Below are 17,117 nucleotides of genomic sequence, written 5' to 3'. Positions count from 1 at the left end.
CGCAGGAATCCGGACATCGCGGCTCGCCGGGCCCCGTGCGGTCGCCACTGTGACGTCATGGAGAAGAAGACGATCGCGTTCGTTCTGTACCCGGGGCTGACGCCGCTCGATCTGGTGGGCCCGCTGCAGGTGCTCTCCGTGCTGCCCGGCTACGAGGTGGTGGTGGTCGGACAGACCCGCGAGCCGGTGGCCACGGACACGCCGGTGCGGCTCGCGGCGAGCCACACGTTCGCCGAGGTTCCTGACCCCGCGGTGGTGCTGGTGCCGGGTGGGATGGCGCCGACGATCAAGGCGATGACGGACGAGACGCTGCTGTCCTACCTCCGGCGGGCGGCGGCGAACGCGGACGTAGTGGGCTCGGTGTGCACGGGCTCGCTGATCCTGGGGGCCGCGGGCCTGCTGGAAGGCCGTCAGGCGACCACGCACTGGGCGTTTCTGGAGCAGCTCGCCGCGCTGGACGCGAAGCCGGTGCGCCGCCGCTGGGTGCAGGACGGCCGCGTGTTCACGGCCGCGGGCGTCTCGGCGGGCATCGACCTGGCGCTGCATCTGGTGCGCACGCTGGCGGGCGAGGACGTGGCGAGGCAGGTGCAGTTCGGCATCGAGTACGACCCCGAGCCGCCGTTCGGCCCGCTCGACTGGGCGGCCGCACCGCACGAGTTCTGGGCGCCCCTGCGGCGCACGGCGCTGGACGAGGGGCTCGCCGGCAGCCCGGAGCTGTCGGCACGCCTGCTCGGATGACCGCGCGCGGGCGGGTGTACGGCCTGCTCGCGGGGCTCTACGTCGGACGGTGGCTCGCGCCGAGCTTCCTCGGCGGCGGGGGACTGCCCGCGATCCTGCGGGAACGGGGCCTGTCGCTGGAGCCGCTCGGCCCCTTCCAGGCGTTGTTCCTGCTCGCAGGTGCTGACGTTCCGGGAACCGCGTGCGCGGGCGACGGCCGCACCGAGCGACCTGGTGACGCTGTTGCGCCGCCCGCGAGTCGCGCGGTGGGCGTTCGTGCCGCTGCCACTGATGTGGCTGGGAGCGGGCGGATCGTTCATGCTGCTCACGCCCATGCTGATCGACGCGGGCTGGTCGCTGTCCCGGCTGGGACTGGTGAACACCGTGCTGGGCAACGTCGCGGCGATCGCCGGCGGCCTCGCGGCGGGTGTCGCGCTGACGCGGATATCGCGCCGCACGGCGCTGCTGGTGCTGAGCTTCGCGCAGGTCGTCGTGGTGGCGTCGCTGTTCCCCTTGGCGTCGGGCAACGCGCCGCTCCCGGGCACGGCGACGCTGGTGTGCCTGCTGCACGCCTGCTACGCGGCCGCGGTGACGGTGACGACGGCGGCGTCGCTGGGCGTGGGCTCCCTGGCGGTCGCGGCGGCGGGCAAGCTCGGCTACCCGGCGGTCCTCGGCGCGGTCGTGACCTTCCTCGCCCTGGGAGCCCTGGCGGTTGCCGTGCTGTTCCAGGAGGCCAGACCCGCTGTGAGGGGGATGGAAGGGGCAAGGTAGAGTACTGCCATCGCCTTCGAGAGAAGGTGATGGCCGGGCTGTGGCGCAGTTTGGTAGCGCACTTGACTGGGGGTCAAGGGGTCGCAGGTTCAAATCCTGTCAGCCCGACGGTCGTGACAGAGCCCCTGACCTCGCAATCCTTCGAGGTCAGGGGCTCTTCGCATCTCATGCCGGTGATCATGGCGACGATCTACTGCGATTGCGTGCGCGTGCCCTGTGGCGGAGGGTGAAACAGTGGTCGGTGCCGGGTCGATGGCCGGCGGAGGGAGCCCGCGTGCGTGAACAGCACACCGCGAGCACGGCGTGGCCGTCGTTGCGGGTCGCGGACTGGACGGACACTCGCGAGACCCTGCACATGTGGACCCAGGTCGTGGGCAAGCTCCGGCTGGCGCACGCCCCGCTGCTCAACCACTGGTGGCAGGTCACGCTGTATGTCAGTCCCCGAGGACTGACCACGGGCACCGTGCCGCACCGGGGCGGGGTGTTCGACGTCGAGTTCGACTTCGTCGACCATCGGCTGCGCGTCCGCAGCAGCGACGGGGCCGGTCGCAGCATCGCGCTACGGGCCATGCCGGTGGCCGAGTTCTACGGCCGGACCCTCGATGCGCTCGGCGAACTGGGCATCGAGGCGTCGATCCAGGCGCGACCGAACGAGGTGGATCCGGCGATCCCGTTCGCCGAGGACCTCGAGCACGCCTCCTACGACCCGCAGGCCGCGCACCTGTTCTGGCGGCAGCTGTTGGCCGCCCACCGCGTCATCGGCGAGTTCCGGTCGCACTTCGTGGGCAAGGTCAGCCCCGTGCACTTCTTCTGGGGCGCGATGGACCTCGCCTGCACCCGCTTCTCCGGGCGTCCCGCTCCACCCCACCCGGGCGGCGTCCCGAACTGCGGCGACTGGGTGATGGTGGAGGGCTACTCCCACGAGCTGTCCAGCTGCGGATTCTGGCCTGGCGGCGGCGAGGAGGGCGCCTTCTACGCCTACGCCTATCCCGAACCCGACGGCTTCGCGACCCACTCCGTCGGCCCGGAGGGCACCTACTACAGCGACGCCAACGGCCAGTTCCTCCTGCCCTACGAAACCGTGCGCCGCGCGCCCGATCCCCACCGGGCACTGACCGAGTTCCTTCACACCACCTACGAAGCGGCCGCCGAACACGGCGGCTGGGACCGCGCGAACCTGGAAGACGACCCCGCCCGGTGGAACGACCGGTGAACACCGTTGCGCCGGGCGAGACGACGAAAGGACGGCACCGATGGTCGATCGCGACGCCCTTCCGGCGCCCGAGCACGGGCTGATCGTGACGCACTTCCTGACCGTGCGGGACGTGTCCGCCTCCCGAGCCTTCTACGCCGGCATCCTCGGCGGCGAGGTCGTGCTAGAGGAGAACCCCGCCATCGTCAAGGTCGCCAACACCTGGATCATCATGAATCCCGGCGGAGGCCCGACCCCGGACAAGCCCGGCATCACCCTGCGGCCACCCGAACCCGGCGACCCGGTCTCGGCGTTCCTGAACGTGCGGGTGGCCGACATCGCCGCGTTCTACGCCGGCGCCGTGGCCAAGGGCGCCCGGTTCGTCACCGAACCCATCGACCGCAAGGCCGAGATCCGCTGCTACCTCCGCGACCCGGACGGCTACCTCATCGAAGTCGGTCAGGCCACCGGCATGCTCGAGGGCATCTTTGCCGACCCGCCACCCGACGGGAGTCGTCCGGGATAGCCGCGGGCGCAGGTCAGATGTCCCGCTCGCAAACCCGGAAACTCAGGTGAGGAGGAGACCGATGGTGACGCGAGCCGAGCGTGACCTGGTTCAGGAGCAACTGGAGTACCTGCACCGCCGCCACCTTTCGATCGGTGATGACCACGTCGCGAGCTTCTATCCGCCGGAGATGGAGGCACAGCGCCACTTGTTCGGCGTCGCGGGCACCAATGTGGACGGAACGCAGTGGTCGGTCGGCGACTGTGCACATCGGTTCCCCCTGCAGTCGATCTCCAAGGTGTTCACCTATGCGCTCGCGCTGGAGGACAACGGCCGCGAGGCGACGCTGAACCGTGTCGGCGTGGAGCCCTCCGGCGACCCGTTCAACTCGATCACCTTCGACGAGGCGCGCAACCGCCCGCACAACCCGATGGTCAACGCGGGCGCACTGGTCGCGGCGAACCTGGTGCGCGGGCGCGACCCAGCCGAGAAGGTCGAGCGGCTCGTCGACCGGCTGCGCACCTACGCCGGGAATCCCGACCTCCACGTCGACAAGGAGATCTTCGAGCGGGAGATGGTGTCCAACGACCGCAATCTCGCGCTGAGCTACCTGATGCGCAGCCTGGGGATGATCGACGGCGACATCGAGGACAACATCGTGGTCTATCTGTCCGCCTGCTCGGTGCAGGTCACCGCGGTCGAGCTGAGCGTGATGGGCACGACCCTCGCCAACGGCGGAGTGAACCCGCACAGCGGAAGCCGGGCACTGGGCCGGCAGCACGTCCGCGACGTCATCAGCGTCATGTCCACCTGCGGGATGTACAACGCCGCCGGCGAATGGGCCTACGACGTGGGCATTCCCGCGAAGAGTGGCGTCTCGGGCGGGATCGTCACCGCCATCCCCAACTACTTCGGGCTCGGGTTGTTCTCCCCGGGCCTGGACGTGTACGGCAACAGCGTGCGCGGGATCGGCCTGTGCCGGGAGCTGTCCGCGCGGTTCGGTCTGCACATGTTCGCCGGCCCCACCGAGTCCCGGTTCGGGCGGGTGGCACAACCCTCGCAGCAACAGCCTGACTCCTGAGGCCCGAACGCCGCCCCGGTGTGCGGCTATGCCCGGCGCCCCGGGGTGCGGGCGCGGTCCCTGAGGCGCTTGACCACGAACAGGGTTGCCGCGACGACAGCGAGGACGATCACCACGAGCTGGAACACGCTCGCGTACCGTCCCACCAGGTGCCAGTTGGCGCCGAGGGCGTAGCCGGCGACCACGAAGACCGAGTTCCAGAGCAGGCTGCCGGCCGTGGTCAGCCCGAGGAAAGTCCAGAACGGCATCTTCTGGACCCCCGCAGGCAGCGAGACGAGGCTGCGCACCAGCGGCACCATCCGCCCCAGGAACACCGCCTTGGTGCCGTGCCTGGCGAACCACTCCTCGGCCTTGTCGACGTCCGCGGGCCTGAGCAGCGGCAGCTTGCAGACGAGCCACCGGGTGCGCTCGCGGCCGAGCAGCCGCCCCAGGTAGAAGACGATGATCGCGCCGAGCACCGACCCGGCGGTGGTCCACAGCAACACCTCGACGAGTGACAACGTGCCGTTGGCGGCGCTGAACCCGGCCACCGGCAGCACCAGCTCGCTCGGCAGCGGCGGGAACACGTTGTCCACGCACACCGCGACCGCCGCGCCCGGTCCCCCGAGCGTGTCCATCAGCTCGACGACCCACCCGGCGATGCCACCGGGTTCACCGGCGTCGGAGCGGGCCAGCTGCACGGTCATGCCCGGCCATCCGTGGTGAGCATCGGGTCGTGTGCGGCACGACCCACCTGTCACACTCCACCCTCGTCCACCCCCGCGCGCCGGTCAACGCCGGGAACGGGAAAGCTCCCCGGCGGCGTCGGTCGCGATCTCGATCACGCGGGCCGCGAGCGGCGAGTGGGTGCGTCCGGCCTGCCAGAGCAGGAAGGCCTCGCGCGGGCTCGGCGCCGGCCGCAGCTCGTGGAGGTCGAGGGCCTCGCCCACCTCGCCGCCCCTCGAACCCCCGGCCGCGACGCGTTCTCCCTCGCCGATCGCGCGGTCACGGAAGGCATCCTGAGCGCCGCCGGTTACTACGGACCCGACAGCACGGCCGCCTACCACGCCGCGTTCCGTCTGTACGAACCGCGAACGCTCTTCGGCGGTCTGGACGCGGCGACCGCCGAAGACGCCCACCGTCGCCTGCACGCCATGATCGCCGCCACGACACCGCCGATGCGTGTGCTTCGACTCCCGCGCCTGGCTGGTCTCGGCGCACCGGCGGTGAACCCGGGGCAGACCGGAACGGGCACCGAACCCGCGTAGTTCGTCGCTCATTTGCTGGACGCAACGGTGCGCGGTGGGGTGCTGAGCGCGGCGGCGGCGTCCGCGAAGCGGGCCAACGCCGTGACCACGACGGCTCGGACGTCCTCGTCGAGCCGGTCGAGCACGGCGGCGAGCGTCCAGCGGCGGTGCTCGTTCAGCCGGTCGACCAGCTGACGGCCCTTGGCGGTAGGTGCGAGTAGTCTCCCGCCGGTTCAGCGGGTTCTGCGCTTTTGCAGCAGGCCGAGCGCAGTCAGGCGGTCGCAGGCCCTCGGGCTGTCCGTGGCGTTACTGGGCCCGAGCATGGCCTTTGTCCTGTCGACCAGCAACACCGCTCTTTTGACGCCGGCCGCCGCGAACCGCGTCAGCGCGTTGCGGACCAGGTATTCCGCGATCCCGGTGCGCCGGTGAGCTGGATGGGTCGCGACCACCTCGATGAAACCGGTGAGTTGTGCGCCGTCGTCCTCGAGCTCGACGATCCGGCTCAGCAGCACCCCGATCTTGAACGTGGCCAGGCCGCTCGGCGCCTGATCGCGACGGTGATCCGCTCGTGGATCGCCTCGCGGAGCGTTCCTGCCCGTGTGGGCGCCGTCTTCATCCGGGCCTGGACAGCATAGGCTAGCAAGCGCTAGCCTATGTACTAGCGGTCGCTAGCTCGCCTCTGCTGGTGCGATCAGGAGTCGTTCCGCAGGGAGACAACAACAGATCCACCCAGGGCGTGTCTGAGAGTCCTCTGCCGTGCGAAGCCGGCACGGGATTGTCAGACACGACCTAGCCACCGGTTCCAGATCGGACGCCTTGGACCAGGCGTCGTCGGCCGGCGTACGAGGCAGGTCCCACCCCACACAGCAGGAGCACTGCGCCATGAATGTGACGCGTCAGGATGATCGCATCGATCCCGCCACGTTCTTGTCGATCATGAGTGCCTTTCCAGCCGGAATAGCAGTCATCACCACACTCAACGAAAACGCACAGCCGGTGGGGCTCACCACCACCGCGTTGTGCAGCGTGTCCGCGGACCCACCGGCCTTGCTGGTGTGCGTCGACCGCGCCAGCCGGACACTCCCGTCGCTGTTGTCCCGCAAAGAGTTCGTGGTCAACTTCCTACGGGAATCCGGAAGCGCCACGTCAATCCTGTTCGCCTCGAAGAAGGACGACAAGTTCAGCGCGGTCCGCTGGCGCCCGAGGCCGGGCGGACTGCCGATCCTCACCGAGGATTCCCTGGCCTGGGCGGACTGTTCCCTTCTGGAAGCGGTTCCCGTTGGTGACCACGTCGTGCTCATCGCGCAGGTGCGAGAAGGAGACGTGTCTCCTCCTGCCCACGAGCCACTCGTCTACTTCCAGCGCCGCTTCGGAACATGGACGCCCCTCGTGGACGGCGAGGAGAAACCATGACGACGATCGACCGCGCCCTGGACCCGGGCGAACGCCTCGACGTGGATGAGCTGCGGGCCCTGCAGCTCCAGCGTCTGCGATGGACACTCGGCCACGCCTACACCAACGTCCCCGCCTACACCCGGAAGTTCGACGAAGCAGGCGTGCGCCCGCAAGACCTGCGAAGCCTTGAAGATCTCGCGCAGTTCCCGTTCACCGTGAAGTCGGACCTGCGGGACAACTACCCGTTCGGCATGTTCGCGGTGCCCGTGGACCGGCTCAGCCGCATCCATGCCTCCAGCGGCACCACCGGTCAGCCGACCGTGGTCGGCTACACCGCCCGCGACATCGACACCTGGGCCGGCCTAGTCGCCAGGTCGATCCGGGCGGCAGGAGGCCGACCGGGGCACAAGGTGCACATCGCCTACGGCTACGGCCTGTTCACGGGTGGACTCGGCGCCCATTACGGCGCAGAAAAGCTCGGCTGCACCGTGATCCCGGCCTCGGGAGGCATGACGGCTAGACAGGTCCAGGTCATCTCCGACCTCCGCCCGGAGGTGATCATGGTGACCCCGTCGTACATGCTGACCCTGCTCGACGAGTTCGAGCGGCAAGGCATCGACCCGCGATCGAGCTCACTCCAGGTGGGCATCTTCGGCGCCGAGCCGTGGACCGAGCAGATGCGCCGCGAGATCGAGGAGCGACTGGGCATCGACGCGGTCGACATCTACGGCCTTTCCGAGGTGATCGGCCCCGGCGTGGCACAGGAATGCGTGGAGACCAAGGACGGCCTCCACATCTGGGAGGACCACTTCTACCCGGAGGTCATCGACCCTGTCGAGGGGCGGGTGCTCACCGACGGGGAACCGGGTGAGCTGGTGGTCACCTCACTCACGAAACAGGCGTTCCCGGTCATCCGGTACCGCACCCGGGATCTCACCAGGCTGCTGCCCGGGACGGCGCGGCCAGGCCTGCGCCGGATGGAGAAGGTCACCGGGCGCACCGATGACCTGATCATCCTCCGGGGAGTCAACGTCTTCCCGAGCCAGGTGGAGGAGATCGTGCTCCGCACTGGCGACCTCTCCCCGCATTTCCAGCTCGTGCTCACCACCGAGGGCCGGCTCGACCGCATGACCGTGCGTGTCGAGGCACGACCGGGGACCTCCACCGAGCACCGCCACACCGCGGCAACCACGCTCGCCGCCCGCGTCAAGGACGGAATCGGCGTCACCGTCGACGTCGACGTCACCGAACCCGACACCCTCGGCCGCTCGGCCGGGAAGATCCAGCGCGTCGTCGACCGCCGCGCAACGCCCGCGACCGCCCAGGAGTACCGATGAACGCTACTTCGTCCGGGACAGCCCCCCGTCCGGTCCGGCCGATGAAGGTCGCGATGGCGAGCCTGATCGGCACCGCGATCGAATGGTATGACTACTTCGTCTACGGCCTGGCCGCTGCGATGGTCTTCGGTCCGTTGTTCTTCCCTGCCTTCTCGTCGGTGACCGGGACCCTGGCCGCCTTCGCGACCTTCTCGGTCGGGTTCATCGCGCGGCCGCTGGGCGGGATCGTCATGGGCCACTTCGGCGACCGGATCGGCCGCAAGTCCATGCTGGTGACCTCGCTGCTGATGATGGGCATCGCCACCGTCGGTGTCGGCCTGCTGCCCACCTATGAAGCGATCGGAGCCTGGGCACCCGTACTGCTGGTGACGCTGCGGCTGATCCAGGGCCTCGGGGTCGGTGGCGAATGGGGTGGCGCGGTGCTGATGGCGGTGGAACACGCACCGCCGAACCGGAAGGGTTTCTACGGCAGTTTCGCCCAGATGGGCGTGCCGGCGGGCCTGATCCTCGCCAACGTCGCCTTTCTCGGGGTGACCGCGGGCGTCAGCGACAGCGCGTTCCTGACCTGGGGTTGGCGGGTCCCGTTCCTGTTCAGCGCCGTGCTGGTGGTCGTCGGGGTGGTCATCCGCTTCGCCATCACCGAGAGCCCCGACTTCGAGCGGGAGAAGCAGTCCAGCGGCACCGAACGCCTGCCGATAGTCGCCGTGCTCAGGCACAACGCCCGAGCGGTCGCGCTGGGAGCCGGTGCTTTCATCGGGATCAACGCCGTCGGGTACATCTACATGGCCTACCTGCTGGCGTATTCGGACGAGGCGCTGAACGTCGACCGGAGTCTGGTTCTGACCTTCATCCTGCTGGGCTCGTGCGTCTGGCTGGTCACGGTTCCCACGGCGTCGGCGCTGTCCGACCGGTTCGGCAGGCGGACGGTGCTCCTCTACGGTTCGGGCGGTCTCACCGTCACAGCAGCGGCCCTGTTCCCGCTCGTCGACACCGGCAGGCCCCTTGTCATCCTAATCGCTCTGCTCGTCACCGGAATCGCGATGGGTACGGTCTACGGCCCGCTGGCGGCGTTGTACACCGAACTGTTCCCCGTACGCATCCGCTACAGCGGCGCCTCGCTGGCCTACCAGATCGGCGCGCTGCTCGGCGGGGGTCTCGCGCCGACCGTCGCGTCCAGCCTCTACGCCAGCTGGCGGTCGTCGCTGCCGATCACGGTGTACTTGACCGCCACGACGCTCATCAGCCTCGGCTGTGTGGCCGCCGTTCGCCGCCGCCACATCCGTGACTCGACGCCCGAGAGTCGGTTGTCGACGATCCAGAAACCAGGGAAGGCGATCTGAATCGCCTGGAAGGAGAAGGAAAGACAGTGCCTTTGATCGAGGTCAAGCTTTTCGAAGGACGCCTCACGGAGGAGCGGGAGTCCCAGCTGATCGACTCCCTGACCGACGCGATCACGGATGTGCTGGGGGACTCGGTCCGCGCGCAGACGTGGGTGGTCCTCGAAGAGGTACCCGCTCGTCGCTGGGGCATCGGCGGATCCGCCGGAACCGCTCCCGTGCCCTAGCGACAGGCGATCGGACGACAACCCGCCAAGACCAGGAGCAGCTCGTGATCAAGTTCTATCTGATGTTCAACCCTTTCAGCTGGGAACGGATGGACAAGCCCATCAAGCTCGGAGGCCGGCGCACCGACCGCTACCAGCACATGCTGGAGCAGCTCGCGGCTCATGCCGAGCTCGCCGACCGCGCCGGATTCGAAGGCGTCTTCTTCAGCGAACAGCACGGGAACATCGAAGGCATTCCGGAAGTCACCGCGAACCCGGTACTCCTGGACCTTTTCGTCGCGTCCCGAACCGAACGGCTCAAGGTCGGCCAGCTCGGGATGACCCTGCCGGTGTCCAACCCGCTGCTGGTGGCCGACCAGATCGCGCAGCTCGACCAGCTGACGGGCGGACGCGCTCTGGCCGGTTTCTCCCGAGGGAACACCCCGCGCTGGGCCGACCAGTACGGCCAGCACATCCCGATGCGCGCCACCCGGTCGGACAAGTCGGAAGCCGACGAACGCAACCTGCGGGCCCTGCAGGAATGCTGGCAGATCATCAAACTGGCCTGGACACAGGACGTGTTCAGCTTCGACGGCGAGTTCTGGAAGTTCCCCGTGCCCGGCACGAAATGGCCGTACCCCCACACCAAGACCTGGGGCGCCGGGGTCGACGAGGACGACAACCTGCTCGGCGTCAGCATCGCGCCCGGGCCGTACCAGACGCCGCACCCTCGGGTGTTCGCTCCGATGTCGGGCCGGTCCGCGACCGTGCGGTTCTGGGCCCGCGAGGGAGCGACGATCATGTGCCTGACTCCCAGGGAGGATCTTGTCAAGGGCATGCTCGAGGTCTACGCCGACGAGGCGCATCAGGCCGGGCGGACACCGCGGCGCGGGGAAGGGATCATCGCCGGCGGCACGCTGTCCATCGCCGCCGACGAGGCGACCGCCCGCAAGCGCGCCGACCTGATGTCCGAGTGGGATTCCCTGGTGTACAGCGTCGCGCCGTACCACCTTCCGCATCCGATGGCGTTCAACGGCACACCCGCCCAGATCGTCGACCAGATCGGCCGGATCCACAGCGAGCTGGGGGTCGACGAGTTCATCCTGACCGACTACTTCCCGGCTCCGCACGGCTCCGAGGTCAGCCTCGAAATGCTGCAGCTGTTCGCCGAGGAGGTCCTACCGGCGTTCCAGGGGAAGGAGTCCTGATGCGCGTGGCGATCGACGAGCACCACGGGTCGTTGCGTTTGAGGCTGCTCGACCCGGACGATTTCAGTGCTTTCGCCGTGGTCCTGGCCGACGACGTCGACCTGGCGCGGGCGGAGAGGGAGGTGCCCCAGGTGCGTTTCGCCGGCAGCAGCCACGCCTGGGTGGATCCGGACTGGCTCCGTGCCGCCGGTGGTTACGACACCGGCTCGCGGGCGGAGAACCTGGCACGCATGCTCCGCTACGCCGACACCAAGGGCTGGCTCCACCCCACGTCGGGGGAGGTGGCCGCCCACGTGGTCCGGCAACCCGTCCGCGCACCGGGGACGTCGACGTGACGGAGCACCTCACGCGGCTGGGCCTGCGCGAGCAGATCGACGCCATCACGAGCGGGCAGGTGGGAGTGCGGTCGCTGGCCGCGGCCACTATCGACCGGGTGCGGCGGTCGAACCCCTGGTTGAACGCCGCCTGCGCGATGTTCGACGCGGAGGCCCGCTCGAATGCGGGTTCAGGAGGCAGGCTGGCGGGGGTGCCGGTGGCCGTGAAGGACACCTTCGCACTGCCCTGGTACGCACCGAGGGACGCGACCCCCGTGGCATATCGGCGGCCGGGCGCGGGCGCCAGCGGAGTGTTCCGGCGGTTGCACGACGCGGGCGGCACGGTCGCCTTCGCGACCAACATGCACCAGCTGGGCTTCGGCACGACGGGACACGTCTCGGCGTACGGCCCGTGCCGCAATCCCTGGGACGCCGCGCGTTGCCCCGGTGGGTCGTCCAGTGGATCGGCGGTGGCCGTGGCCGCCCGGCTGGTGCCGCTCGCGATCGGCACCGACGCGGTCGGCTCGGTGCGCATCCCCGCGTCGTACTGCGGGGTGACCGGGCTCAAGCCGACCTGGGGAGCGGTGCCCTCGGACGGCTGTGCCAGCGCGTCGTCCATGATGGCGATCGGTCCCATCACCAGGGACGCCGCCGACTGCCGTCTCGCCACCGAGGTGCTGTTGGCGAAGTCGCTGCCACCGGGAACCCGTCGCCCCCGCATCGGGCTTCCCGTGGAGGCCTACTGGAGCGACGTCGACCCGGGCGTGCTGGCCGCCTGTCGCCGCGCGATCGAGCTCCTCGGCGAGGCCGGTTGCGAGATCGTCGAGATCACCCTTTCCGGATCCGTCGACCTCGCGCGAACCGCCGCGACCGTACTCGGCGCGGAACGGCTGGCCCGCATGACGCCCCATTGGAGGAGGACCGTGCTTCCCACGCTTCACCCGACGATCCAGCGGTCCTTGGAAGCCTCGATGGCCGTACCCGAACACGAGGTCGGGCGGGCCAGGGCTGCTCGGCAGGCCATGCGCGACGAGCTCGAAGCCACGTTCGAGCGTGTCGACCTCGTCGCCTGGCCCACCGTTCCCATCTCTCCGCCGGCGCTCGACCGGCCACGGGCGGCGCTGCCCTCCGGTACGGTGTCCGCCGACCTGGCCGCGATGCGGACGACCGGTCTCGCCAACCTCACGGGCGTACCGGCGATCACGGTCCCCTGCGGGCTGGACCGTGATGGCCTGCCCGTCGGGCTGATGTTCCACGCCCCGTGGCACCGGGAGGACCTCCTCCTCGACACCGCGGAGCTGGTCGAACGGGTCACCGAGCGGCGGTGGGTCGACCGGGAGCCGAACGCGGCGGCGACGCCCGCGACCGCACAGCGGGTGAGCCGATGACCACGACGTCTCCGGTGTCGCGGCCCTTCGTCGAAGGGCACGCCGTCGAGCCGGGCAGCGGGGTGGTCACCGTGTTGCGTGAACCCGCCACCGGCGAACCGCTCGGCCAGGTCCTGCTCGCCGACGAAACGTGCGTCGACTCGGCGGTGCTGGCGGCGCGGCGCGCGCTCGACGGCCCGTGGCGGCGCACGTCGCCCGTGACGCGCTCCCGGTTGCTGCACAGGCTTGCCGACGAGCTGGAGAGCCGGCACGACGCCCTCTCGCTGCTCGAAGCGCGCAACGTGGGCAAGGCGATCACCTCGGTCCGCGCAGAGGTTTCGCACGCTGTCAACACGTTCCGGTATTTCGCGGCGGCCACCGCGGCCATCGAGGGTAAGTCGTCGCGACCCAACGGCGCGCTGGCGTTCCAGTCTTTCCGCGAACCGGTGGGCGTGGTGGCCCAGATCGTGCCGTGGAACTACCCGCTCCTGATGGCCGCCTGGAAGGTGGCGCCGGCACTGGCCGCGGGCTGCACGGTCGTGCTCAAACCGGATCCGGCCACACCGTTGACCGCGCTGCGGCTCGCTGAGCTGGCACTCGTCGCCGGCATCCCGCCCGGAGTGCTGAACGTGGTACCGGCCGACGGGCCACATGTGGGCTCCCACCTGGTCCGCCACGCCGGTGTCGACAGGGTGGCGTTCACCGGTTCGACGGTGACCGGCGGCGAGATCATGAGGCTGGCCGCCGACCCGGTCAAACGGGTCTCGCTCGAGCTCGGCGGCAAGAGCCCGACGGTCGTGTTCGCCGACGCGGATCTCGACGACGCGGTGGCAGGCGCGGTCTGGGGTGCGTTCACCTGCGCGGGACAGAGTTGCGAAGCCCGGTCGCGCGTGCTCGTCGAGGACGAGGTGTTCGACCGGTTTCTGGAGCGTTTCCTCGACCGGTCGCGAATCCTGCGCGTGGGCGATCCCCTCGACCCGGACACGGTGGTGGGCTCACTGATCTCCACCGCCCACCGCGAGCGGGTTCACGGTTTCGTCGAACGGGGCCGGGCCGCCGGTGCCCAGGTCCTGCTCGGCGGTGAGGTCCCGCAAGGGGCGGGCGCGTTCTACCCACTCACGGTGGTCCTTGCGCCGAGGGACGCCGAGATCGTGCGGGACGAGGTCTTCGGCCCGGTCGTGACCGTCCAGCCGTTCCGCGACGAAGACGAGGCGGTCAGCCTCGCCAACGACACGAAGTACGGGCTGTTCGCGACGCTCTGGACTCGTGATCCCGGCCGGGCCCAGCGCATCGCGGCGGGCGTCACGGCGGGAACGGTCGGGATCAACCACCCCTACACCACCTTCCCTGGCGTGCCCTTCGGCGGATTCAAGCAATCCGGGTTCGGCCGCGAGTTCGCGTTGGAGACGCTCTCCGAGTACCTCGAGAGCAAGAGCGTCCTGACCTGGACGAGCCGGCGCCCGGCCAACCCTTTTCGTTGACACGACAACACACTGAGGAGTGACGATGACAGCGACGAAGCCCATGACCGGAAGCGAGGAAGAGGCCGTCACCGCCGTGATGCGGAGCTTTTCGCGAGCGGTCGGCACATTCGACGCGGACCTGATGGTCTCCTTGTGGGACCCCGAGGCCGAGACGATCGTGTACCAGCCCGAGGAGCTGCACCACGCGATCTACAGCCGCGATGCCCTGCACAGCTACATCCGGAACCTTCCCCACGTCATCCGCGGCCTGTACGACACCCGGGTCGTGGACCGCAAGCTCGAAGTGTGCGGGGAGTTCGCCCACGCCTACGTTCGGTTCTGGTGCCGCATCGAACGGCCCGACGACGAGCCCGTGGACGGGCAGGTCCGCCAGACCTACCTGCTGCGGAAGCGCCCGAGCGGCTGGTTCTTCGTGCAATATCATGAGTCCCGCCAGGTGCCGGGATTCGCGACACCGCCGAGCCGAACGGAAATGTGAACGACCATAATGCGATCGGAACGAGGACAGCGCGACACCCCTCGCCGTCGTGATCTCATCGAGATCGCGACGGACCTCATCAGCGAGATCGGCTACGAACAGACCACCGTCCGCATGATCGCCGATCGGATGGGAATCAAGAGCGGCAGCCTCTATTCCCACATCTCCAGCAAGGAGGATGTTCTCTACAAGATCATCCTCGACGTCGCGGACGACTTTCTGGAGCGGGCCGACCGCGCGACAGAAGGCGTCCACGACCCCGAGGAGAGGCTGCGAGCCCTGTGCCGGTCGCATCTGGAGATGATCCGGGACCGTCGTCCAGCCGTGCGCGTCTACTTCGACGAATGGCGCAAACTCGGCGACGCCAACCAGGCCGAGGTGATCCGGCTCCGGGAACGATACGAGGACGGCTTTCGCCTCGCGATCGCCGACGGGATCGAAACCAAGGCGTTCGACGCCGACCCGCAGTTGGGTGCGCGGGTGCTGCTGTCCACGTTGAACTGGGCGCCGTCCTGGTACGTCGCGGACGGGAAACTGAGCCCGCGCGAGGTGGCCGACCAGCTCTTGGAGGTCATCCTGCGCGGGCTGTACACACGCGGATAGGCGGGGTTGTACCCCGCGCCCAGGAGGAGTTGATGATGTTCCGCGGCGACGGCATCGCACAGGCGATCCTGGATATCGAGAAGGGCCGACCCGTCGTCGTCGTTGACGACGGCGACCGCGACGATGAAGGCGATCTGGTGTTCGCGGCGGCAGCGGCGACCCCGGAACTCGTCGCGTTCGCGGTCCGCCACACGTCCGGGTTCGTCTGCACCGCACTGCCCGCCCAGGTCGCGGACCGGCTGCGGCTTCCACCGATGACGGCCGTCAACCAGAACGTCCGCGGAACGGACCACGCGGTCACCGTGGACGCGCGCGACGGGGTGACCACTGGGATCTCCGCCCGAGACAGGGCTCGCACGATCAGGTTGCTCGCCGATCCCGGCGCGTCGCCGCACTCCTTCGCCCGCCCTGGTCATGTCGTGCCGCTGCGTGCCTGCCCGGGTGGTGTGCTCCGCAGACCGGGGCACACGGAAGCGGCCGTCGACCTGGCGAGGTTGGCGGGGTGCGCCCCGGTGGCGGCGTTGAGCCGGATCGTCTCACCGACCGACGACCGCGGCATGGCTCGCCTCGACGAGCTCACCGTGTTCGCGAAGGACCACGACCTCAGGTTGATCACCATCTCCGACCTCGTGGACCACCTGAGGAGGACCAGCCCACCGAAAGCACCTGGCGACGACCCGCATCATCGTCGACTCGGGACCCTCACGTGCGACTGCGGTCGAGCCGGTCTGCTGGCACGACCCAACTACGTCGCATCGTGACGGTGACGCCTAGGGCGTGTCTGATAATCCTCTGCCGGCAACGGGATTGTCAGACACGACCCAGGGCAGCTGGGGGCACTGGAAGCTCTTTGGGACACCGCTCATCTCCCGGCACGGCGTCGCGCCTCGATGACTACAGCGATTGAAGACCGCGTGCACCTTGCCGGCGCGGTCACCGGTAACGAGGAACGATCGTGGTCCTATTTGGACAGACGAGAAGGAGTTCGGGTCCGGCAACTGTGACTAGTGTGCCAGGTGGACCCACGATCGGCCTCCGAAGACCATCACTGAACTCACGCCGTCATCGACGTCGAGCCGGGACTGTGTCGTGAACGGTGTTTCTGGCCCGACACGCCGGGCTGAGGTCCGGCGGGATGGGCACTGTGAGTGATGGCATCTGACGCCGTGGGCGCAGAGAAGGAGATCAGGAAGTCGGAATCCGGGTTGTCGCCGGAGCAGGCCGCTGCGGCGGCGATGGTGGCCGAGGCGCGGCACCGTGGGCTGGAGCTGACCGGCCCGGACGGGCTGTTGAAACTCTTCACGAAGAACGTGCTGGAAACAGCGCTGAACGAGGAGATGACCGACCACCTCGGACACGAGAAGAACCGTGTCGATTCGGATCGGGAGTCCACAAATATTCGGAACGGAACGCGGAAGAAGACCGTGGTTTCGGATGCTGTCGGCGAGGTCGAGATCGACGTTCCACGTGACCGGGAATCCACATTCGAGCCAACGATCGTCAAGAAGCGCCAGCGTCGCCTGCGGGACGTGGACGAGGTCGTGCTGTCGCTGTACGCGAAGGGCATGACAACTGGGGAGATCTCGGCTCATTTCTCGGAAATCTACGGGGCCTCGGTGAGCAAAGAAACGATCTCCCGGATCACCGACAAGGTGATCGCCGAGATGCAGGACTGGGCCTCACGGCCCTTGGAGTCGGTGTACGCGGCGGTGTTCGTGGACGCCATCGTGGTCAAGGTTCGTGACGGCCAGGTCGCGAACCGGCCCTTCTACGCGGCCATCGGCGTCACCGCCGACGGCCACAGGGACGTCCTGAGGCTGTGGGCCGGTACCGGCGGCGAGGGCGCGAAGTTCTGGATGAGCGTCCTGGTCGACCTGAAAAACCGCGGCGTCCGAG

The 17,117-nt window shown here is 68.8% G+C and carries 21 protein-coding genes, 1 tRNA gene and 1 pseudogene; 19 read left to right on the top strand and 4 right to left on the bottom strand.

Features of this window, described 5'->3' with window-relative positions; translation table 11 throughout:
* Positions 1-57 precede the first annotated feature (57 nt).
* From BA062_RS18550 to glsA, 6 genes are all read left to right on the top strand, one after another.
* Complete coding sequence (locus BA062_RS18550) at positions 58-738, top strand: DJ-1/PfpI family protein (RefSeq protein ID WP_110338422.1); 681 nt, start codon at positions 58-60, stop codon at positions 736-738.
* Between the two features lie 159 nt (positions 739-897).
* Entirely contained in the window at positions 898-1,488 is a 591-nt protein-coding gene (locus tag BA062_RS18545) for an MFS transporter (RefSeq protein ID WP_110338420.1), read from the top strand.
* A 34-nt stretch (positions 1,489-1,522) separates the two neighbouring features.
* Positions 1,523-1,596 (top strand) — tRNA-Pro (locus tag BA062_RS18540).
* Between the two features lie 166 nt (positions 1,597-1,762).
* Complete coding sequence (locus BA062_RS18535) at positions 1,763-2,701, top strand: DUF5996 family protein (RefSeq protein WP_110338418.1); 939 nt, start codon at positions 1,763-1,765, stop codon at positions 2,699-2,701.
* A gap of 40 nt (positions 2,702-2,741) precedes the next feature.
* Entirely contained in the window at positions 2,742-3,206 is a 465-nt protein-coding gene (locus BA062_RS18530; RefSeq protein WP_110338416.1) for a VOC family protein, read from the top strand.
* 61 nt (positions 3,207-3,267) lie between these two features.
* Positions 3,268-4,266 (top strand): glutaminase A, encoded by a 999-nt coding sequence (gene glsA, locus BA062_RS18525; RefSeq protein ID WP_110338414.1) that lies wholly within the window; start codon positions 3,268-3,270, stop codon positions 4,264-4,266.
* A gap of 26 nt (positions 4,267-4,292) precedes the next feature.
* Here glsA and BA062_RS18520 read toward each other — a convergent pair whose 3' ends face one another.
* Positions 4,293-4,952: a DedA family protein gene (locus BA062_RS18520; RefSeq protein WP_110338412.1), complete on the bottom strand. Its 660-nt coding sequence runs from the start codon at positions 4,950-4,952 to the stop codon at positions 4,293-4,295.
* An 84-nt stretch (positions 4,953-5,036) separates the two neighbouring features.
* Entirely contained in the window at positions 5,037-5,195 is a 159-nt protein-coding gene (locus BA062_RS39880) for a hypothetical protein (RefSeq protein WP_168214016.1), read from the bottom strand.
* On the opposite strand from BA062_RS39880, the gene BA062_RS18515 reads away from it, so the two are divergent.
* Positions 5,172-5,513, top strand: coding sequence for a hypothetical protein (locus BA062_RS18515; RefSeq protein ID WP_110338410.1), 342 nt, complete (start codon positions 5,172-5,174; stop codon positions 5,511-5,513). The two genes, BA062_RS39880 and BA062_RS18515, sit on opposite strands and share 24 nt — an antisense overlap.
* Before the next feature lie 212 nt (positions 5,514-5,725).
* On the opposite strand, the gene BA062_RS18510 is transcribed toward BA062_RS18515, so the two are convergent.
* On the bottom strand, positions 5,726-6,025 hold the full coding sequence (locus tag BA062_RS18510; protein ID WP_110338408.1) for a GNAT family N-acetyltransferase: 300 nt from the start codon (positions 6,023-6,025) through the stop codon (positions 5,726-5,728).
* A 349-nt stretch (positions 6,026-6,374) separates the two neighbouring features.
* Here BA062_RS18510 and BA062_RS18505 point away from each other — a divergent pair, with 349 nt between their 5' ends.
* The 11 genes and pseudogenes from BA062_RS18505 to ribB form a co-directional block, all read left to right on the top strand.
* Positions 6,375-6,905 carry a flavin reductase family protein gene (locus BA062_RS18505; protein ID WP_110338406.1) on the top strand — a complete coding sequence of 177 codons (531 nt, stop codon included), beginning with the start codon at positions 6,375-6,377 and terminating at the stop codon, positions 6,903-6,905.
* Entirely contained in the window at positions 6,902-8,224 is a 1,323-nt protein-coding gene (paaK, locus tag BA062_RS18500; protein WP_110338404.1) for a phenylacetate--CoA ligase PaaK, read from the top strand. The genes BA062_RS18505 and paaK overlap by 4 nt, the downstream gene beginning before the upstream one ends.
* Positions 8,225-8,265: 41 nt before the next feature.
* Positions 8,266-9,564 (top strand): MFS transporter, encoded by a 1,299-nt coding sequence (locus BA062_RS18495; protein WP_245959891.1) that lies wholly within the window; start codon positions 8,266-8,268, stop codon positions 9,562-9,564.
* A 26-nt stretch (positions 9,565-9,590) separates the two neighbouring features.
* On the top strand, positions 9,591-9,788 hold the full coding sequence (locus tag BA062_RS18490) for a tautomerase family protein (RefSeq protein WP_110338400.1): 198 nt from the start codon (positions 9,591-9,593) through the stop codon (positions 9,786-9,788).
* Positions 9,789-9,832: 44 nt separating this feature from the next.
* The gene (locus tag BA062_RS18485) at positions 9,833-10,975 is read left to right on the top strand and encodes an LLM class flavin-dependent oxidoreductase (protein WP_110338398.1); all 1,143 of its coding nucleotides are present in this window, start codon (positions 9,833-9,835) and stop codon (positions 10,973-10,975) included.
* Positions 10,975-11,310 carry a hypothetical protein gene (locus tag BA062_RS39875; protein ID WP_168214013.1) on the top strand — a complete coding sequence of 112 codons (336 nt, stop codon included), beginning with the start codon at positions 10,975-10,977 and terminating at the stop codon, positions 11,308-11,310. The genes BA062_RS18485 and BA062_RS39875 overlap by 1 nt, the downstream gene beginning before the upstream one ends.
* Entirely contained in the window at positions 11,307-12,677 is a 1,371-nt protein-coding gene (locus BA062_RS18480) for an amidase (protein WP_168214012.1), read from the top strand. The genes BA062_RS39875 and BA062_RS18480 overlap by 4 nt, the downstream gene beginning before the upstream one ends.
* Entirely contained in the window at positions 12,674-14,137 is a 1,464-nt protein-coding gene (locus BA062_RS18475) for an aldehyde dehydrogenase family protein (RefSeq protein WP_146240050.1), read from the top strand. Before BA062_RS18480 ends, BA062_RS18475 begins: the two co-directional genes overlap by 4 nt.
* A 25-nt stretch (positions 14,138-14,162) precedes the next feature.
* Positions 14,163-14,618: a YybH family protein gene (locus BA062_RS18470; protein WP_110338392.1), complete on the top strand. Its 456-nt coding sequence runs from the start codon at positions 14,163-14,165 to the stop codon at positions 14,616-14,618.
* A gap of 9 nt (positions 14,619-14,627) precedes the next feature.
* On the top strand, positions 14,628-15,221 hold the full coding sequence (locus BA062_RS18465) for a TetR/AcrR family transcriptional regulator (protein ID WP_110338389.1): 594 nt from the start codon (positions 14,628-14,630) through the stop codon (positions 15,219-15,221).
* Between the two features lie 32 nt (positions 15,222-15,253).
* Positions 15,254-15,871, top strand: a pseudogene (gene ribB, locus BA062_RS18460) (3,4-dihydroxy-2-butanone-4-phosphate synthase); the annotation flags it as partial.
* Between the two features lie 120 nt (positions 15,872-15,991).
* Here the strand turns inward: ribB and BA062_RS41340 are convergent.
* The gene (locus tag BA062_RS41340; protein WP_210406926.1) at positions 15,992-16,219 is read right to left on the bottom strand and encodes a Rieske 2Fe-2S domain-containing protein; all 228 of its coding nucleotides are present in this window, start codon (positions 16,217-16,219) and stop codon (positions 15,992-15,994) included.
* Between the two features lie 237 nt (positions 16,220-16,456).
* On the opposite strand from BA062_RS41340, the gene BA062_RS18450 reads away from it, so the two are divergent.
* On the top strand, positions 16,457-17,117 hold a 661-nt coding region (locus tag BA062_RS18450; protein WP_425452936.1), incomplete at its 3' end, for an IS256 family transposase.

The organism is Prauserella flavalba (genome assembly GCF_003202235.1).
GTDB classification, from domain to species: domain Bacteria; phylum Actinomycetota; class Actinomycetes; order Mycobacteriales; family Pseudonocardiaceae; genus Prauserella_A; species Prauserella_A flavalba.
Note: the sequence above shows the minus strand (reverse complement) of the source record. Positions and strands in the feature narration are given on the sequence as shown.

Bases quoted from the DNA above. Each gene is read 5' to 3' on its own strand.
- BA062_RS18550 (WP_110338422.1), top strand. From the start codon at position 58: ATGGAGAAGAAGACGATCGCGTTCGTTCTGTACCCGGGGCTGACGCCG.
- BA062_RS18530 (WP_110338416.1), top strand. From the start codon at position 2,742: ATGGTCGATCGCGACGCCCTTCCGGCGCCCGAGCACGGGCTGATCGTG.
- glsA (WP_110338414.1), top strand. From the start codon at position 3,268: ATGGTGACGCGAGCCGAGCGTGACCTGGTTCAGGAGCAACTGGAGTAC.
- BA062_RS18520 (WP_110338412.1), bottom strand. From the start codon at position 4,952: ATGACCGTGCAGCTGGCCCGCTCCGACGCCGGTGAACCCGGTGGCATC.
- BA062_RS18505 (WP_110338406.1), top strand. From the start codon at position 6,375: ATGAATGTGACGCGTCAGGATGATCGCATCGATCCCGCCACGTTCTTG.
- paaK (WP_110338404.1), top strand. From the start codon at position 6,902: ATGACGACGATCGACCGCGCCCTGGACCCGGGCGAACGCCTCGACGTG.
- BA062_RS18495 (WP_245959891.1), top strand. From the start codon at position 8,266: ATGAAGGTCGCGATGGCGAGCCTGATCGGCACCGCGATCGAATGGTAT.
- BA062_RS39875 (WP_168214013.1), top strand. From the start codon at position 10,975: ATGCGCGTGGCGATCGACGAGCACCACGGGTCGTTGCGTTTGAGGCTG.
- BA062_RS18475 (WP_146240050.1), top strand. From the start codon at position 12,674: ATGACCACGACGTCTCCGGTGTCGCGGCCCTTCGTCGAAGGGCACGCC.
- BA062_RS18470 (WP_110338392.1), top strand. From the start codon at position 14,163: ATGACAGCGACGAAGCCCATGACCGGAAGCGAGGAAGAGGCCGTCACC.
- BA062_RS18465 (WP_110338389.1), top strand. From the start codon at position 14,628: ATGCGATCGGAACGAGGACAGCGCGACACCCCTCGCCGTCGTGATCTC.